The organism is Roseivivax jejudonensis (assembly GCF_900172265.1).
GTDB lineage: Bacteria > Pseudomonadota > Alphaproteobacteria > Rhodobacterales > Rhodobacteraceae > Roseivivax > Roseivivax jejudonensis.
This window is the reverse complement of sequence record NZ_FWFK01000001.1, coordinates 777,078-794,468: the sequence shown is the minus strand read 5'-3', so window position 1 is coordinate 794,468 and position 17,391 is coordinate 777,078. Positions and strand designations below refer to the sequence as shown.

Here is a 17,391-nt window from a genome sequence, read left to right as displayed (position 1 = left end):
CTCGCTCGGGGCGCCGGTTCGCGCCGCCGCCCTCACCGCTACGTGATGCCAAATTCCGATCCGCGCGTGAAGCCGGATCAGCCGTTGGCGGCGCTGCCGCTGCGCGCACTGGCGGTCTCGATTGCGCGGCGCACCTGTTCGAGGAACCGCCGGCCCGCCGAGGCCGCAAGGTCCGACCCGTCGGGCGCGTAGACGGCGAGAGACACCAGCCGCCCGCCCTGACGGAACGCGCCGCGCCAGTAGCGCGGGTCGCCCCCGGACAGAACGTCGCTGCCACCGGCCTGCATCTGGGCGGTGACGAGGCCGCCGCGGGTCGCCGCCGCGCGGGCCGGCGCCCCGGCGAGCCGCGCCAGCGCCTCGGGCGGTGGAAGCGTCGCGTCCTCGTCTCGCGGGCCGACCGTGACGGTCACGACGGCGGGCGCCACGTCGGGTCCGCTACCCGTGAGGATGCGGCAGCTTGCCAGCATCGCGAAAGCGCCGTCGTCATCGGTCTCGACCGTGACGGGATCCACGCAGTAGCCACGCGGTGCGGCGAGCACGACGTCGCCGCCGACGAGGCTTACGGCCCGGATCGGCTCCGCGTCGCCGGCCGGGTCGGACAGCGCACCGCGCCCGCCGGACCCGGCGCTGCCGGCCGGCGGCGCAAAGCGCAGCTCGCCGGTTTCCGAGATTTCGCAGCCCGCCAGCGCGGCCACGATGAGTCCGAGGAGAGCGACGCGCCGCATCGCGCTCACTGGTCCATGTAGACGTGCGTTTCCGCCGCCGCGCCGGGATGGGTGACCGCGCCCTTGTAGGTCGGGCCGACAAGCTGGGCGAACTTCCACAGCGCGCCCGCGGCATAATTCGTCGGGCGCGCGCCCGGCCACGCCTTGCGGCGCGTCTCGAGCTCGTCATCCGCCAGATCGACCGACAGCGTGCCCTGAATGGCGTCGATGGTGATCATGTCGCCGTTCTTCAGAAGCGCGATCGGGCCGCCCTGCGCGGCCTCGGGACCGACATGGCCGACGCAGAAGCCCCGCGTCGCGCCCGAGAAGCGCCCGTCGGTGATGAGCGCGACCTTCTTGCCCATGCCCTGGCCCGAAAGCGCTGCCGTCGTCGCCAGCATCTCGCGCATGCCGGGGCCGCCGGCGGGCCCCTCGTTGCGGATGACGATCACCTCGCCCTCCTCATAGCCGCGAGAGCGCACCGCCTCGAACGCCTCTTCCTCGCTTTCGAAGACGCGGGCCGGGCCGGTGAAGACCTGGTTCTCCGCCGGGATACCCGCGACCTTCACGATCGCGCCTTCCGGGGCGAGATTGCCCTTCAGCCCGACGACGCCGCCGGTCTTGGTCAGCGGCGTGTCGATCGGATAGATCACGCGGCCGTCGGCCTTGCGGGCAATCAGGTCGAGTTCCTCTCCGATCGACTTGCCGCTGGCGGTCATGCAGTCCTCGTGAATGAGGCCCGCCTTGCGCAGCTCCTTCATCACCACCGGGATGCCGCCGGCGTCGTACAGATCCTTTGCGACGAACTGTCCGCCGGGCTTCAGATCGACGAAGTAGGGCGTGTCGCGGAAGATCTCGCACACGTCGTCGAGGTAGAACTCGATCCCCGCCTCGTGCGCGATGGCCGGCAGGTGCAGGCCCGCGTTGGTCGATCCGCCGGTGCAGGCCACGACCCGCGCCGCGTTCTCGAGGCTCCTGCGGGTGACGACATCGCGCGCCCGGATGTTGTTCTCGATCAGGTCCATGACCGCGCGGCCCGAGGCCTCGCCGTAGGCATCGCGGCTTTCGTAGGGAGCCGGCATGCCGGAGGAGTTCATCAACGCCAGTCCGATCGCCTCGGACACGCAGGCCATGGTGTTGGCGGTGAACTGGCCGCCGCAGGCGCCCGCGGACGGGCAGGCCACGCGTTCGAGCATGTCGAGCGCGGCGTCCGACAGCTCTTTGTTCTGGTGCCGTCCAACCGCTTCGAACATGTCCTGGACGGTCAGGTCGCGGGTGCGGAAATCCTCGGGGATCTCGTCGACCTGCGGCGCCTTGCCCGGCAGGATCGACCCGCCATAGATGAACACCGACGGAACGTTCAGGCGAACCATCGCCATCATCATGCCCGGCAGTGACTTGTCGCACCCCGCGAGCCCGACGAGCGCGTCGTAGCAATGCCCGCGCATGGTCAGCTCGACCGTGTCGGCGATCGCCTCGCGGCTTGCGAGGGACGAGCGCATGCCTTCGTGGCCCATCGCGATGCCGTCGGTCACGGTGATGGTTGTGAACTCGCGCGGCGTCCCGAAGCCCTGCTTGACGCCCATCTTCACCGCTTGTGCCTGGCGGCTGAGGGCGATGTTGCACGGCGCGGCCTCGTTCCAGCAGGTCGCCACGCCGACGAGCGGCTGGTGGATTTCGTCTTCGGTCATGCCCATCGCGTAGTAGTACGAACGATGCGGCGCCCGGGCGGGCCCTTCGGTCACGTGGCGGCTGGGCAGCTTCGTCTTGTCGAACGGGCGCTTGAGCATGGGGCCTCTCCTTCGGGCAACGTCGCTTTCGGGCATACAAAAGCCGCGATGACCGCACAAGCGCCCGCCATGCCGCGCCGCGTGCTCAGCCGGCTTGCAGGATCTCGAGGAAGGCCGGGCCGAACCGTTCGGCGCGCCGTTCGCCGAGCAGGCGAGCGAGGCCGTCCGCGTCCTGCGGGCGCATCTCGGCCACCTTGGCGAGCTGCGACGCGGAACACGACAGCGGCTTGTCGGTGCCCTCCGGGCCGCGGGCCAGATCCGCCTGCGCCGAGAGCAGCCGGTCGTAGACGTCGCCCGCCGGACGGCCCGCCAGCTTGCGACGGGTCGGGTGGACCGCCTCGGCCTCGCCGGCGATCACCTCGAGAAAGGCATCGCCGTAGCGTTCGAGCTTTTTCGCGCCGACGCCCGAAATCCCGGCCATGGCATCGATCGTCGCGGGGCGCCTTTCGGCCATTTCGACCAGCGTGCGGTCGTTGAAGATGACGTAGGCGGGCACGCGCGCCGCCTCGGCCAGCGCGCGGCGCTTGGCCTTGAGCGCCGACAGGAGCGGCGCGTCCTCTTCGGACACCAGCGTGCGAACCGCCGGGCGCTGCTCGCGGGCGCGGTCGATCGTGTCGCGGCGCAGCGTGATCGTATCCTCGCCGCGCAGGATCGGGCGCGCGGCCTCGGTCATCCACAGCGCGCCGTGACGCTCGGGGTCGGGGCGCACGAGGTCGCGGCCCATCATCTGGCGGAACACCGCCTGCCACTGACCCTTCGACAGATCGCGACCGACGCCGAAGGTCGGCAGGCCGTCATGGCCCCGCTGGCGCACCTTGTCGGTTTCGTTGCCCGTGAGGATGTCGATGAGATGCCCCGCGCCGAAGCTTTCGCCCGTTCGCAGCGCGGCCGACAGAGCCTTGCGGACCGCCTCGGTGCCGTCGAACGTGTCGGGCGGGCGATCGCAGAGATCGCACCCGCCGCAGCCGCCGGGATGCGCCTCGCCGAAATACCGCAGGAGGTGCTTGCGTCGGCACTCCACCGCCTCGGCGAGCCCGAGAAGCGCGTTGAGCCGGCCGTGATCGGCCGCGCGGCGCTCGGGCGGGGCGGTGCCCTCGTCGATCTGCGAGCGCCGCAGCCGGATGTCGTCGGCCCCGAAGAGCGTGAGCGTTTCTGCCGGGCCGCCGTCGCGGCCCGCGCGTCCGATCTCCTGGTAATAGGCCTCGATCGACTTGGGCAGGTCCGCATGGGCGACCCAGCGGATGTCGGGCTTGTCGACCCCCATGCCGAAGGCGACCGTCGCGACGACGATCAGGCCGTCCTCGGTGGCGAAGCGCTCCTCGACCTCGCGGCGGCGGTCGGGCTCCATCCCGCCGTGATAGGCAAGCGCGGCGTGTCCGTCCTCGCGCAGCGCCTGGGCCAGAGTCTCCGTCTTGGCCCGCGTGCCGCAATACACGATGCCCGGCTGGCCCTTGCGCGCGCCGGCGAAGGCCAGGATCTGGCGGCGCGGGTTGTCCTTCGGCTGGAACGCGAGATGCAGGTTCGGGCGGTCGAACCCGCGCAGGAAGGTCGCGGGCTCGGCCCCGTCGAACAGGCGCGCGACGATCTCCTCGCGGGTCTCGGCGTCGGCGGTGGCGGTGAAGGCCGCCAGCGGCGCGTCGAGCGCGCGCCGCAGCGCCCCGATCCGCAGGTAGTCGGGGCGGAAGTCATGGCCCCACTGGCTCACGCAATGAGCCTCGTCGACGGCGATGAGCGACACGCCCGCCTCGGCCAGCATCCGTTGCGCCCCGCCCGAGGCGAGCCGTTCGGGCGCGAGGTAGAGTAGCCGTAGAGACCCGTCGTGCAGCGCGTCCCAAACCGCGTCGGTTTCCTCGGCGGTGTTGGCCGAGGTGAGCGCGCCGGCCGCGACTCCGGCTTCGCGCAGAGCGCGCACCTGATCGCGCATCAGCGCGATCAGCGGAGAGACCACGACGGTGAGGCCCGGGCGGATCAGCGCCGGAAGCTGGTAGCACAACGACTTGCCGCCACCTGTCGGCATGATGGCCAGCACGTTCTCGCCACGCGCCACGGCCTCGACGATCTCGCCCTGTCCGGGGCGGAAGGCGTCGTAGCCGAAAACGTCGCGCAGAAGCGCGTGCGCGCGATCGGCCAGCGGCGCGGAATCGGAACGGAGGGCCGGATCGCCGGGCATGACGGTCTGAAAACCTGAAGATTGTCGTCGGACTGCTCTTATCGCGACAGTCGCACACTAAGATTCAGTGAACAAGACAGCCGGCCGCCGCGTTCCGTCACAGCCCCGAGGCAGAGCAGGGAGACCCGGCATGAAGATCGCATTTCTCGGACTGGGCGCGATGGGATCGCGCATGGCCATGACGATCGTGAAGGCCGGGCACGACGTGGCGGTCTGGAACCGCTCTCCGGGCAGGGCCGACGCATTGACCGAAGCCGGCGCCACCGAAGCAGGAAGCCCCGCCGACGCCGCCCGGGATGCAGCGATCGTGGTCTCCATGGTCATGGACGACGCGGCCTCGCGCGTGGTCTGGACGGACCCCGACACCGGGGCCCTGTCGGCCATGACGGAAGGCGCCGTGGCGGTCGAATGCTCGACGATCTCGCCCGAGTGGGGCGCGGACCTCGCGCAGGCGGCAAATGCCGCCGGACTCGCCTTTGTGGACGCACCGGTCGCGGGCACCCTGCCGCCGGCGGAGTCGGGCGAGCTGGTGATCCTCGCCGGCGGGACCGCCGAGGCGATCGACCGGGCGGCGCCGGCGCTGGACGCGATGGGCAAGGCCACGCACCACGCCGGGCCGAACGGCGCCGGCATCGCCACCAAGCTCCTGGTCAACGGGATGCTGGCGGCGCAGGAGGCGGCCCTGGCGGAACTGCTGTCGCTGATCGAGGGGCTTGGCCACGATCGGATTCGCGCCTTCGAGATCCTGTGCGAGACGCCGATCGCCTCACCCATGCTGAAGACCTACGGCAAGCTGATGCTCGACGGCACCGACGAGGTTCTGTTCCCGGTCGACGGCATCCTCAAGGATCTCGGGCTGATGATCGATGCCGCCGAGACCACCGCGCGCGACGTCCCGGTCATCAAGGGCGCGGCGGCCGGGTTCAAGCTGGCCAAGGGCGCGGGGCTCGGCGGCGCGAACCAGACCGAGATCCTGCGCGCCCACGAGCGCGCGGCGCGCGCCCGCGACCGGTCCGCCGGCGATCAGTAGGCGCCGTAGAAGGCTCCGGCATTGTTGGCGAGGATGATCCGCAGCGCGTAGACGCCGATCAGTGCGACCAGCGGCGCGAGATCGAGCCCGCCCATCGGCGGCAGGATGCGGCGGATCTGGGCGTAGGCGGGCTCCAGCAACCGGTTCAGACCGTCCCAGATCTGTGCCACCAGCGGCTGGCGCAGGTTCAGGACCTGGAAGTTGATCAGCCAGCTCATGATCACGTGGGCGATGATGATGAACCAGATCACGTCGAGGATCAGCATCAGGATCTGGAAGAGCGATTGCATGCGGGCTCCTGTCTCGGCTCTGGCCGCCAAGACCTAAGCGGCGGCGGCGGCCGGGGCAAGAGTGCCGCGATGTCCGGGGTTGACGGCGTGCCGCGCCGCGGCGAAGCCGACATCGAAAGGAGCCCGGTCATGTATCCGTTCATCCGTCTCGCCAAGGAGATGTGGGTCCATCGCAACGCGCCGCCGCTGGCGCCGGGCGAGGATCACGTCTCGCACCACATCTGCTGGCCCTGGGACCTCGACATGTGGGCCGAGCTCAACAACGGGCGCACCCTGACGCTCTACGATCTCGGACGGATCCCGCTGGCGGCGCGCGGCGGGCTCGTGACGGTGATGCGCGAAACCGGCTGGGGCCTGACGATCGCCGGCTCGTCCGTGCGCTATCGCCGGCGCGTGCGGTTCATGGAGCGGATCGAGATGCGCTCGCGCGTGGTCGGGTGGGATGCGCGCTTCATCTATCTCGAGCAGTCGATGTGGAAGCGCAACGGCGAGTGCGCGAGCCACGCGCTGTTCCGCAGCGCCCTGACCCGCGACACCGGGATCGTGCCGCCGGACGAGGCCGTCCGGGCGCTGGGCATCGCCGGGCCGGCGCCCGAGCTGCCGGACTGGATCCGCGCCTGGATCGCCGCGGAGGACACGCGGCCCTGGCCGCCGATGCAGGACTGATCCGTCGCGCGCCGTGCCCGGCCGCACGAAACGCGGCGCGCGCGGTGGCTCTGCCCCCGCACCCCCGGGGTTTTTCGGCAAGATGAAGAGGCGCCGCGGCCAATCGGTGGCGCGCGGCCCGGGCAGGCCGTCGCACGGGCTTGGACTCGGGCATGCGATCTCCCACATTGTGCCGTAAGCATCAGGAGGATCTTCATGACTGAGTATCGAAAGGATCCCGACGCCATCGCGCGACTCGATCCGGAGCAGTATCGCGTGACGCAGGAGAACGGCACCGAGCGGCCGGGGACCGGCGCCTATCTCGACAACAAGGCGCCCGGAATCTACGTCGACGTCGTGTCGGGCGAGCCGCTTTTCGCCAGCGGCGACAAATACGAGTCGGGCTGTGGCTGGCCGAGTTTCGTCAAGCCGATCGAGCCCGCGCACGTGACAGAGTTGCGCGACACCACGCACGGGATGATCCGCACCGAGGTGCGGTCCGCGCATGGCGACAGCCATCTTGGGCACGTGTTCCCGGACGGGCCGGCCGACCGCGGCGGTCTGCGCTACTGCATCAATTCCGCCAGCCTGAGGTTCGTCCATCGCGACGACATGGAGGCCGAGGGCTATGGCGCCTATCTCGACCAGGTGGAGGACGTGGCATGAGCGAACGGGCCGTACTCGCAGGGGGCTGCTTCTGGGGCATGCAGGACCTGATCCGCAAGCTGCGTGGCGTCGAATCGACGCGCGTCGGCTATACCGGCGGCGACGTGCCGAACGCGACCTATCGCAATCACGGCACCCATGCCGAGGGCATCGAGATCGTGTTCGATCCCGAGGTGATCTCGTACCGCCGGATTCTCGAGTATTTCTTCCAGATCCACGATCCGACCACGAAGAACCGGCAGGGCAACGATGTCGGCATGAGCTACCGCTCGGCGATCTACTACGTAAACGACGCGCAGAAGGAGACGGCGCTCGAGACCATTCGTGACGTCGAGGCGTCGGGGCTCTGGCCGGGCAAGGTGGTCACCGAGGTCGAGCCGGTCGGCGACTTCTGGGAGGCCGAGCCGGAGCACCAGGATTACCTCGAACGCATCCCGAACGGCTACACCTGCCACTTCCCGCGGCCCGACTGGGTTCTGCCGCGGCGCGACGCGGCGGAGTGATACCGCGGCGCGGGGCCGCCGGAGCATGGCCCCGCGCCGGCGTTAAGGGCGCGCTAACCAATCGATGCTCCTGTTCGGGCATGACCGGAACGGGACATTTCGACGACGTTCAGGGCGACTTCTTTCCCGCCGGCGACGCCGCAGGCGCGGATGCGCGGCCGGGAAAGCCGCCGTCCTATATACGGGATCACCGCGCCCGTCTGCGCGCGCGGTTCCTCGATGGCGGGGCCGAGGCGCTGCCGGATTACGAGATGCTGGAGCTGATCCTGTTCGGCGCCGTGTCGCGGCAGGACATGAAGCCGCTGGCCCGCGCGCTGCTGGACCGGTTCGGCGGCTTCAACGACGTGCTGTCGGCGCCGCGGGCGCGCCTCTCGGAGGTGCCGGGCGTCGGCGACGCGGTGATCTGCCAGTTGAAGCTCGTGGAGGCCGCGGCCCATCGGCTGAGCCGCGCGCGGGTGCTGCGCCGCCCCGTCGTGTCAAGCTGGGACGCGCTTCTCGCGTATTGCCGTACGGCGCTGGCGCATCGCGAGACCGAGGAATTCCGGGTCCTTTTTCTCGACCGCAAGAACGTGCTGATCGCCGACGAGGCGCAGGCGCGCGGCACGGTGGATCACGTGCCGGTCTACCCGCGGGAGGTTGTGAAGCGGGCGCTGGAGCTAAACGCATCGGCGCTGATCCTCGTGCACAACCATCCCTCGGGCGATCCGACGCCCTCAGCGGCCGATATCGACATGACCGGCCAGATCCAGCGCGCCGCCGACGCGCTCGGGATCACGCTGCACGATCACCTCGTCATCGGGCGGGCGCGGGAGCTGAGCTTTCGCGCCGACGGCTACCTCTAGCGGTCGGGCCGGCGCGTCAGCGCAGCCAGACCTCCACGCGCCGGTTGGCCTCGCGGCCCCAGGCTGTGTCGTCGCAGGCCATCGGCATCGCCTCGCCGAAAGCCTCGACCCCGAGGCTCAGCCGGTCGATATCGGCGGTTTCGGCGGCGGCGAGCACCGCCGCGCGCACCGCGTCGGCGCGGGCGCGCGCGATCTCGAGATTGGCCGCGGCCGGCCCCTCGCCATCCGAAAAGCCGACGAAGAGCAGCCGGCGCGCGTCGTAGCGGCCGGCTTCGAGCGCGTGGGCGAGCTGGTACACGTTCGAGCGCGACTGCGCGTCGAGGCGGGCGGAGCCGGGCTCGAACCGGAACGACGTGGTCAGTCGCTGCAGCGGGCGCAGCGCGGAGACCATGCGCTTCAGCTCCCTGAGGCCGGCCGGGCCGGACGCTACAGCGATGGCGTTGGCGAAGCGGTCGCCCTGCATGTCGATCGGCACTTCCTCGGGCGACTGGTCGACGAACCCGGTGCGGCGAATCACGATCTGCGCCGGGTCGGAGCGGGTGAAGCTCAGGAACTCGCGCGCAAGCGCGGGGAGCCGGCGGGCGGGCAGGTAGAGGAACATCGGCGCGGTCAGGGGATAGTCCTCGGTCTTGACCGAGCGGCGGGTCGCGGCGAGCGTGAAGCCGCATGCCCCCGCCAGCGGCAGGGGCACGGTGTTGCCGATCTCGGAGAAGCTGGCCATGCCGAGCCCGAACGGGTCGGCCGCGACCGCGTCGGCCAACGCGGTGGCGTCCGGATGGCGCGTGGCGTCCTCGGGCAGGGTGAGCCCGGCAGGCGCCAGCACCCGGTCAACGAGCCCTTGGGTGAGGCCCGAGCCCTCGTCCTGCAGGTGCAGCACCAGCGGGGCGTCGGGCCCGCCGAGCGCCTGCCAGTTGTTGATCGAGCCGCCGAGCACGCGGGAGAGGTCGGCCAACGAGATCGACGAGACCGGATTGCCCGGCGCGACGACCGGCACCATCGCGTCGAGCGCGAGGACCCGGCTGCGGTTCGCCTCGTCGAGGATGCCGAGCCCGACGGCGCGGGCGGCCTCGACCTCGGCCTCGCGGACCTCGCGCAGCGCCATGACGGCATCGGCCTGCCCGGCGAGCAGATCGGCGAAGCCCTCGTCGGTGTCGACCGTCCGGAAGGTGAAGCGCCCGACCGGCCGGTCCGCCTCGGGATCGGTCAGCGTGTAGAGATACGTGCTGTCGCCCGCCGGGCTCCGCGTCGCGACGAGCCCGCGCTTCAGCGCGAATGATTCCATCAGCGCCGGCATCAGCACCGCGCCGAGCGTGGCCGACCCCGAGATCGTCACCTCGGCGACGTAGTCGGTCAGCGACGGGCAGCCGACGCCCTCACAGAGCACGCCTGAGCTGTCCACGGTGAGTTCTCCATAGGCCGTGTCGACCCGGTAGAACTCACCGTCGAATCCCAGAAGCGTGCCCTGCAATGTCACCGCCCCGTCGCGCGATCGCAGCGTCACGTCGCCCTCGGCGGCCGCCGCGCTGCCGCAGGCGGCGACGAAAAGTGCGGCGAAAATCGCCGCACATGTCTGTCTCATCTTCCGTTCCTGTCGGGACCGTCGTCAGTTGGCGGCGATCTTCAGGTCTGGGATCAGGTTTTTCAACACCAGATACTCGCCCACGGCGTCGCAGTCGGGCATGGCGAGCGTGAGCTCGCGCACCGCCAGCGGGGCGTCGGAGCGCGCCTCCAGCGTCTGCGCGGAGATGTCGGCGCCGCAATTGGCCGAGGTCACCTCGGCCTCTACGCTGACCGCGATCGCACCGGTTCGCGCGGAAGTGCCGGCGGGGTAGGAATAGACCTCGGCCAGCCGCGGGTCGGCGAGGTCCGGATCGCCGAGGCGGGTGAGAAAGCCGCCTTCGCCGCGCACCGCGTCCTTCAGGCTGCCGGGGCTGTCGTGCCAGACATGGCCATCCGAGAAGTAGTCCGCACCCCACTCGCGCGCGTGCAGCTCCAGACCCGTGTCGTTCTGCCACTGCAGGACGATCCGGTCGTAGAACGGCACGGAGCTGACATCGGCGCGGGCGATGGCGCCGGCCTCACCGGGCAACGACGCGATGAAGAGCGCGCTCTCGGACAGGGCCGGCATGTCGATCGACAGCACGCCTGTCTCGTCGGTGGCTGCGCTGACCATCAGGCCATTGTGATGCAGGCTGACACGCGCTTCCGGGTGGCACGGGGCCGTCACCGCGAGGCGCACCATCGCGCCGGCGATGGGCGTCGCGTCGAGGCGAACGTCGCAGTCGGGCGTCTGATCCGGCGCGGCGTTGGTTGCCGGTTCGAGGACCGGATCGGGCACGTCCAGCGCGGTGAGGATGTTCGGCAGGTCCGGCAGGTTGGGCGCCGGCAAGGGGTCGTTCGGGAGATCACGAAACGCGGGCGCGGCGATTTCGGCGAAATTCCGGGGCGCGGATTGGGCGGGCAGGGTCGGCTCGTCGCTGCGCGCTGCCGTATCCTCGATATCGGTCACGACGACCGGCGGCTGCGCCGGCGCCTTGGCGCCCGGCAGCGTCGCGCCGTACTGCATGACGTAGCCCGTTCCGAGGGCGCAGCTCAGTGTTCCCGCCGCGAGAAGTGCCGTCTTACCGCGAATCATATCCGCCTCCGGTGTGAGGGACCGTTCGGCGGTTAACCTGTTGTCAAAAGCCGGCGGCTCTGCGGCGCGTGGGCGGAGTCTTCTTGGCCCGCCGTCACGCGGGCACCACATTCACGCCGCGATGCGGCGCACCTGGGCAGAATTGGCCGGGAATGTGACGGCTCGGGCAAGGCCGGCTCAGGCGAGCCGGCCGTGGCAATGCTTGAACTTGTTTCCGGACCCGCAGGGGCAGGGGTCGTTGCGGCCGGGATTGCCCCATGTCGCCGGATCGGTTTCGTCGAAGCCCTCGACCAGCGGCTCGGACGCGGCCACGGCCGGTCCGGCGGCTTCGGCCTCGGGCGTCGTCGCTCCGGCGGGCGCCTGCGCGGCGGCCTGTTCGACCCGCTGTTGCTGGCGCTCCATCTGAGCGACGAGCTCGCGGCGCTGTTCGTCGCTCATCGGGCGGATCTGCGCGAGCTTCTCGGTCACGTCCTCGCGCAGGCCGTCGAGCATGCCCTGGAAGAGCTGGAACGACTCGGTCTTGTACTCGTTCAGCGGATCGCGCTGGGCGTAGCCGCGGAAGCCCACGACGGAGCGCAGATGCTCGAGCGTCAACAGGTGCTCGCGCCACTTGCCGTCGATCGTCTGAAGCAGAAGCTGCTTCTCGATCTGGCGCATGGTGTCCGGGCCGAACGCCTCGGCCTTCTTCTCCATGTGCTCGTCCGACGCCTTGACCAGTCGCTCGCGCACCTCGTCCTGATCCACGCCGTCCTCGTCGCCCCAGCTCATGACCGGCACGTCGATCCCTAGCTTCTCGATGCACGCCGCGTAGAGCCCCTCGAGGTTCCACTGGTCGGCATAGCTCTTGGGCGGGCAGTATTCGTCGACGAGATCGTCGATCACCTGGTGACGCATGTCCTCGGTGATCTCGGTGACGTCCTCGGCCTCCATGATCTCGAGCCGCTGCGAGAAGACCACCTTGCGCTGGTCGTTCATCACGTCGTCGAACTTCAGAAGCTGCTTGCGGATGTCGAAGTTGCGCCCCTCGACCTTGGCCTGCGCGCGTTCGAGCGACTTGTTCACCCACGGGTGCACGATCGCCTCGCCGTCCTTCATGCCGAGCTTGCCGAGCACGTTGTCGAGCCTGTCGGAGCCGAAGATCCGCATCAGGTCGTCCTCGAGCGAGAGGAAGAAGATCGATCGACCCGGGTCCCCCTGCCGGCCCGACCGGCCGCGCAACTGGTTGTCGATCCGCCGGCTTTCGTGGCGCTCGGTCGCCAGAACGAAAAGGCCGCCGGCCTCGATCACGCGGTTCTCGCTCTCGCCGTGCTCGGACTCGATGCGCTGGCGGATCTCGTCGGGGTTTCCGTTGGGGTCGGCGGCCAGAGCTTCCATCACCTTGAACTCGACGTTGCCGCCGAGCTTGATGTCGGTGCCGCGGCCGGCCATGTTCGTCGCGATCGTGATGGCGCCGGGCAGGCCCGCGTCGCCGACGATCTGCGCCTCGCTCTCGTGCTGGCGCGCGTTCAGGACGTTGTGCGGCAGGTTTGCCTCGGTCAGCAGGTTCGACAGCTGTTCCGACTTCTCGATCGAGGTCGTGCCGACGAGGACGGGCTGGCCCTTCTCGTGCGCCATGCGGATCTCCTCCACGATGGCATCGAACTTCTCGCGCGCGGTGCGGTAGACCTGATCGTCCTGATCGATCCGCGCGATCGGCTTGTTCGTCGGCACCTCGACCACGCCGAGACCGTAGATCTGCATGAACTCCTCGGCCTCGGTCGCCGCGGTGCCGGTCATGCCCGACAGCTTGTCGTAGAGGCGGAAGTAGTTCTGGAACGTCACGCTGGCGAGGGTGACGTTCTCGGGCTGGATCGCCACGTTCTCCTTCGCTTCGATCGCCTGATGCAGACCGTCGGACAGACGCCGGCCCGGCATCATGCGGCCGGTGAACTCGTCGACGAGAATCACCTCGCCGTCGCGGACGATGTAGTCCTTGTCCTTCTGGAACAGCTTGTGCGCGCGCAGGCCCTGGCTCAGGTGATGGACGAGCGTCGTGCTCTCGGGGTCATAGAGGGTCTGCCCCTCCTCCAGAAGCCCCATCTGCTGCAGCTTCTCCTCGAGGAACTCGTTGCCCTCGTCGGTGAAGGTGACGTTGCGCGTCTTCTCGTCGAGAGAGTAGTGATCGTCGGTCAGCTCGGGAATGATCCGGTCGATCCCGCCGTAAAGCTCCGATCGGTCCTGCGCCGGACCGGAGATGATGAGCGGCGTGCGCGCCTCGTCAATCAGGATCGAGTCGACCTCGTCGACGATGGCGAAGACGTGCCCGCGCTGGGCCATCTGGTTCAACTCGGACTTCATGTTGTCGCGCAGGTAGTCGAAGCCGAGCTCGTTGTTGGTCGCGTACGTGATGTCGGCGGCGTAGGCGGCCTTCTTCTCCTCGTCGGGCTGGCGCGGGTAGACGACCCCGGTCGTCAGCCCCAGCGCGCCGTAGACCTTGCCCATCCACTCCGCGTCGCGACGTGCGAGGTAGTCGTTCACCGTGACGATGTGGACCGGCCCGGCCAGCGCGTTCAGATAGGCCGGGAAGGTCGCGACGAGCGTCTTGCCCTCGCCGGTCTTCATCTCGGCGATGTTGCCCTGGTGCAGGAAGATGCCGCCCATCAGCTGCACGTCGAAGGCGCGCAGCCCGAGCGCGCGGCGCGCGGCCTCGCGACATGTGGCGAAGGCTTCGGGCAGCAGATCGTCGAGGCTCTCGCCCTCGGACAGACGGGTCCGGAACTCCGTGGTCTTGGCCACGAGGCCGGCGTCGTCGAGCGCCTGGATCTCGGGTTCGAGCGCGTTGATCCTGTCGACCAGAGGGCGCGTGGCCTTCACCTTGCGGTCGTTCGGCGTGCCGAACACCTTTCGCGTGATGCTTCCGATCCCCAGCATGGACCCCACTCTGCCTCTTGACCGTTTCGTGTGCGGCATCGGCTTGCCCGTCTCGCACACAGCCCATAAGACACGGGGGAACGATCGGCTCGCGCCGCCTCGGACAGGCATCTAAGGGCCGCCCATGAAAGTGTCAACGCTGCCCCGGACGCGGGCGGCAGAGGAGTTCCGCATGATCCTTCGCGCCCCCCGCATCGCCGCGCCGTTTCTGGCCGCCTGTCTCGCGCTGCCCGCATTCGCCCAGGACGACGCGGGCGCCGGCGCAGACGCGACCGGCGGACAGGAGACGCCGGCGCCGGACGCCGCGCTCGACACCGTCATCGCCAGCGTGAACGGCCAGGACATCCTGCTCGGCCACATGCTCATGGTGCGCTCCGGCCTCCCCGAGCAGTATCAGCAGCTTCCCAACGACGTGCTGTGGGAAGGCATTCTCGACCAGCTCGTCCAGCAGGAGGTGCTGGCCCAGTCGGACATGGCCGAAGAGACGCAGCGCGTGTCGCTTGCGCTCGACAACGAGCGTCGCGCGCTCGTTGCCTCCGAAGCGGTGGCCGCGATGAGCGCCGACCTCGTGAGCGAGGACGCGATCCGCGAAGCCTACGAGAGCCAGTTCGCCACCGAGGCACAGGGCACCGAGTACAACGCGGCGCACATCCTCGTCGAAAGCGAGGAAGAGGCGCAGGACGTCCTCGCCGCGCTCGACGACGGTGCCGATTTTGCCGAACTCGCGCAGGAGCGCTCCACCGGTCCGTCCGGCCCGAACGGCGGATCGCTGGGCTGGTTCGGCGAAGGCCAGATGGTCGCTCCGTTCGAGGAGGCGGTCGCGGGCCTCGAGGCAGGCGAGGTGTCGCAGCCGGTCGAGACGCAATTCGGCTGGCATGTCATCCGCCTGAACGAGACGCGCCAGACCGAGGCGCCGGCCCTCGAGGAGGTGCGTGACCAGATCGCCCAGCAGCTGCAGGCCGACGCCGTTCAGGCGCGGATCGAGGAGCTCGTGGCCGGGGCCGAGGTCGACCGCTCCGGCGCCGAAAGCGTCGATCCCGCGGCGCTCGGCCGGATCGACCTTCTGGAGAACTGATCTTGGCCAAGACGCTCGCGCGCTCGCCGCTCGCGCCCGACGCCTTCCCCGACATGCCCGTGGTCAAGGGCGTGCGCTTCGCGACCGCCGCGGCCGGGGTGCGCTACGCCGGCCGCGAGGATGTCATGCTGGCGCATCTCGCGCCCGGCTCGGTCGTGGCGGGCGTGTTCACCCGCTCGGCCACCCGCGCCGCGCCGGTGCTCGACTGCGAGGCGAAGATCGGGCGCGACAGCGCGGACGGCGCGGCGATCCTGGTCAACTCGGGGAATGCCAACGCATTTACCGGTCGGGCCGGGGACGAAAGCGTCGCCGCGGTGACGGAGGCCGCGGCAGCGGCGCTCGGTCTGCCGGCGTCGCGGGTGTTCACCTCCTCGACCGGGGTGATCGGCGAACGTCTGCCGCATGGGCGGATCACGGCCCGGATCGACGAGCTTGCCGCGGCGCTGTCCGAGGACGGGATCGCCGCCGCGGCCCGCGCGATCATGACCACCGACACCTTTCCCAAGGGCGCGGCGTCGACGGTGCACGTCAACGGCGGCGACGTCACCATTGCCGGCATCGCGAAGGGCTCCGGCATGGTGGCGCCCGATCTTGGCACGATGCTGGTCTACGTCTTTACCGACGCCGAGATGACCCGCGCCGATCTGCAGGCGCTGGTCGCCGCGGCGGCGAACCGCACGTTCAATTGCATCACCGTCGACAGCGACACCTCGACGTCCGATACGCTCCTGATGGGCGCGACCGGCGCGTCCGGCATCACCGTCGGCCCCGAGGACACCGCCTTTGCCACGGCGCTCGAGGACGTGTTCCGCGACCTCGCGCAGCAGGTCGTGCGCGACGGCGAGGGCGCCACGAAATTCGTCACGGTCGAGGTCACGGGCGCGGCCAGCGACACCGACGCCCGCACCCACGCTCTCTCGATCGCCAACTCGCCGCTGGTGAAGACGGCGATCGCCGGCGAGGATCCCAACTGGGGCCGCATCGTCATGGCGATCGGCAAGTCGGGCGCCGCCGCCGACCGCGACCGTTTGTCGATCCGTTTCGGCGACGTGCCCGTGGCCGAGCATGGCTGGGTCGCCGAGACCTACCGCGAGGAGATCGGCGCGGCGCAGATGCAGCGGCCCGAGATCACCATCGGCGTCGATCTCGGCCTCGGCGAGGGCCAGGCCACCATCTGGACCTGCGACCTCACCCACGGCTACATCTCGATCAACGCCGATTACCGCTCGTGACCATGACGTTCCCGTCGTCTCCTTGGCGTGCGCGCCCCAGCTTCTTCTTGGCAAAAATACTCCGGGAGCGCGAGGGCAGCGCCCTCGCTCGTCCGCGGGACCGGGCGCCGTCGCTGGACGGGGGCGCGCGATGAAGACGGTGCTGGTTTCCGCCGTGGCCCTGATCGACGTGGACGGGCGGGTCTTGCTGGCACAACGGCCCGAGGGCAAGTCGATGGCCGGGCTCTGGGAATTTCCGGGTGGCAAGGTCGAGCCCGGAGAGACGCCGGAGGCGGCTTTGATCCGCGAGCTCGACGAGGAGCTCGGAATCGGCACGTGGCAGAGCTGCCTCGCGCCGCTGACCTTCGCGTCGCACAGCTATGCGGACTTCCACCTGCTCATGCCGCTCTTTGCCTGCCGCAAGTGGGAGGGCGTGCCGCGCTCGCGGGAAGGGCAGGCGTTGAAATGGGTCGCGGCGCGTGACCTCGCCGCCTACCCGATGCCCGAGGCCGACGTGCCGCTGGTGCCGATCCTGCGTGACTGGCTCTGACTCGCAGCAATCTGTCGCAGACTCGGTTCTTTTCGACATTTTATTATCTTCACATGCGAAATGCGTGGTGTGATGTCTTGAATGCGGGTATACCGAAGGCAGGCTGCCGGAGGGGACACGCCATGCTGCGCACAATCGTGATGGGATCCTGCATTTCGGTGCAGGGTATTCTGGAAAGGACGCTGCCGGACGGCCGGCTCGTGGTGCGCGTCGGCCAGACGCTCTTTACCGGGCTTCCGGTGCTGGGGCGCGGCTGACCCGGCGGGCCCGTCCGGCGCGTCGGATGCTGCGATCCCCGCACCGCACGGGGCCGGACACACAGCCCCCGAACGAAAAAGGGAGGCCGGTGGCCTCCCCTTCGCGTGTCGTG

At 69.6% G+C, this 17,391-nt stretch carries 16 protein-coding genes; 9 read left to right on the top strand and 7 right to left on the bottom strand.

From position 1 onward, the window contains the following. Positions 1–77: 77 nt before the first annotated feature. The 3 genes from ROJ8625_RS03935 to recQ all read right to left on the bottom strand — a co-directional run bounded on the left by ROJ8625_RS03935 (position 78) and on the right by recQ (position 4,664). Positions 78–725: a hypothetical protein gene (locus tag ROJ8625_RS03935; protein ID WP_085790514.1), complete on the bottom strand. Its 648-nt coding sequence runs from the start codon at positions 723–725 to the stop codon at positions 78–80. 5 nt (positions 726–730) lie between these two features. After that, on the bottom strand, positions 731–2,494 hold the full coding sequence (ilvD, locus tag ROJ8625_RS03930; RefSeq protein WP_085790513.1) for a dihydroxy-acid dehydratase: 1,764 nt from the start codon (positions 2,492–2,494) through the stop codon (positions 731–733). A gap of 85 nt (positions 2,495–2,579) precedes the next feature. Next, the gene (recQ, locus tag ROJ8625_RS03925; protein ID WP_085790512.1) at positions 2,580–4,664 is read right to left on the bottom strand and encodes a DNA helicase RecQ; all 2,085 of its coding nucleotides are present in this window, start codon (positions 4,662–4,664) and stop codon (positions 2,580–2,582) included. A gap of 130 nt (positions 4,665–4,794) precedes the next feature. Here recQ and ROJ8625_RS03920 point away from each other — a divergent pair, with 130 nt between their 5' ends. Further along, entirely contained in the window at positions 4,795–5,694 is a 900-nt protein-coding gene (locus ROJ8625_RS03920; RefSeq protein WP_085790511.1) for an NAD(P)-dependent oxidoreductase, read from the top strand. On the opposite strand, the gene ROJ8625_RS03915 is transcribed toward ROJ8625_RS03920, so the two are convergent. Further along, complete coding sequence (locus ROJ8625_RS03915; RefSeq protein WP_085790510.1) at positions 5,688–5,984, bottom strand: YggT family protein; 297 nt, start codon at positions 5,982–5,984, stop codon at positions 5,688–5,690. The genes ROJ8625_RS03920 and ROJ8625_RS03915 overlap by 7 nt on opposite strands. A gap of 129 nt (positions 5,985–6,113) precedes the next feature. Here ROJ8625_RS03915 and ROJ8625_RS03910 point away from each other — a divergent pair, with 129 nt between their 5' ends. The 4 genes from ROJ8625_RS03910 (at position 6,114) to radC (ending at position 8,640) form a co-directional block, all read left to right on the top strand. Further along, positions 6,114–6,650 carry an acyl-CoA thioesterase gene (locus tag ROJ8625_RS03910; RefSeq protein WP_085790789.1) on the top strand — a complete coding sequence of 179 codons (537 nt, stop codon included), beginning with the start codon at positions 6,114–6,116 and terminating at the stop codon, positions 6,648–6,650. Positions 6,651–6,845: 195 nt separating this feature from the next. Continuing rightward, positions 6,846–7,295, top strand: coding sequence for a peptide-methionine (R)-S-oxide reductase MsrB (gene msrB / locus ROJ8625_RS03905; RefSeq protein ID WP_085790509.1), 450 nt, complete (start codon positions 6,846–6,848; stop codon positions 7,293–7,295). Beyond that, a complete protein-coding gene (gene msrA, locus ROJ8625_RS03900; protein WP_085790508.1) occupies positions 7,292–7,798 on the top strand; it encodes a peptide-methionine (S)-S-oxide reductase MsrA in 507 nt (168 codons plus the stop codon). The genes msrB and msrA overlap by 4 nt, the downstream gene beginning before the upstream one ends. An 80-nt stretch (positions 7,799–7,878) precedes the next feature. Further along, positions 7,879–8,640 carry a RadC family protein gene (gene radC / locus ROJ8625_RS03895; protein WP_085790507.1) on the top strand — a complete coding sequence of 254 codons (762 nt, stop codon included), beginning with the start codon at positions 7,879–7,881 and terminating at the stop codon, positions 8,638–8,640. A 16-nt stretch (positions 8,641–8,656) separates the two neighbouring features. Here radC and ROJ8625_RS03890 read toward each other — a convergent pair whose 3' ends face one another. The 3 genes from ROJ8625_RS03890 to secA all read right to left on the bottom strand — a co-directional run bounded on the left by ROJ8625_RS03890 (position 8,657) and on the right by secA (position 14,185). Continuing rightward, a complete protein-coding gene (locus ROJ8625_RS03890; RefSeq protein WP_085790506.1) occupies positions 8,657–10,219 on the bottom strand; it encodes a substrate-binding domain-containing protein in 1,563 nt (520 codons plus the stop codon). A 24-nt stretch (positions 10,220–10,243) separates the two neighbouring features. After that, positions 10,244–11,275 carry a hypothetical protein gene (locus ROJ8625_RS03885; RefSeq protein WP_085790505.1) on the bottom strand — a complete coding sequence of 344 codons (1,032 nt, stop codon included), beginning with the start codon at positions 11,273–11,275 and terminating at the stop codon, positions 10,244–10,246. 177 nt (positions 11,276–11,452) lie between these two features. After that, the gene (gene secA / locus ROJ8625_RS03880) at positions 11,453–14,185 is read right to left on the bottom strand and encodes a preprotein translocase subunit SecA (protein WP_085790504.1); all 2,733 of its coding nucleotides are present in this window, start codon (positions 14,183–14,185) and stop codon (positions 11,453–11,455) included. 172 nt (positions 14,186–14,357) lie between these two features. Here secA and ROJ8625_RS03875 point away from each other — a divergent pair, with 172 nt between their 5' ends. The 4 genes from ROJ8625_RS03875 to ROJ8625_RS21440 all read left to right on the top strand — a co-directional run bounded on the left by ROJ8625_RS03875 (position 14,358) and on the right by ROJ8625_RS21440 (position 17,278). After that, positions 14,358–15,260 carry a peptidylprolyl isomerase gene (locus tag ROJ8625_RS03875; protein WP_085790503.1) on the top strand — a complete coding sequence of 301 codons (903 nt, stop codon included), beginning with the start codon at positions 14,358–14,360 and terminating at the stop codon, positions 15,258–15,260. A gap of 2 nt (positions 15,261–15,262) precedes the next feature. Continuing rightward, positions 15,263–16,492 (top strand): bifunctional glutamate N-acetyltransferase/amino-acid acetyltransferase ArgJ, encoded by a 1,230-nt coding sequence (gene argJ, locus ROJ8625_RS03870; RefSeq protein WP_085790502.1) that lies wholly within the window; start codon positions 15,263–15,265, stop codon positions 16,490–16,492. A gap of 130 nt (positions 16,493–16,622) precedes the next feature. Next, positions 16,623–17,021, top strand: a complete 399-nt coding sequence (gene mutT / locus ROJ8625_RS03865; protein WP_085790501.1) for an 8-oxo-dGTP diphosphatase MutT — start codon at positions 16,623–16,625, stop codon at positions 17,019–17,021. Positions 17,022–17,143: 122 nt separating this feature from the next. Beyond that, positions 17,144–17,278, top strand: coding sequence for a hypothetical protein (locus ROJ8625_RS21440; RefSeq protein ID WP_268794681.1), 135 nt, complete (start codon positions 17,144–17,146; stop codon positions 17,276–17,278). Positions 17,279–17,391 lie beyond the last annotated feature (113 nt).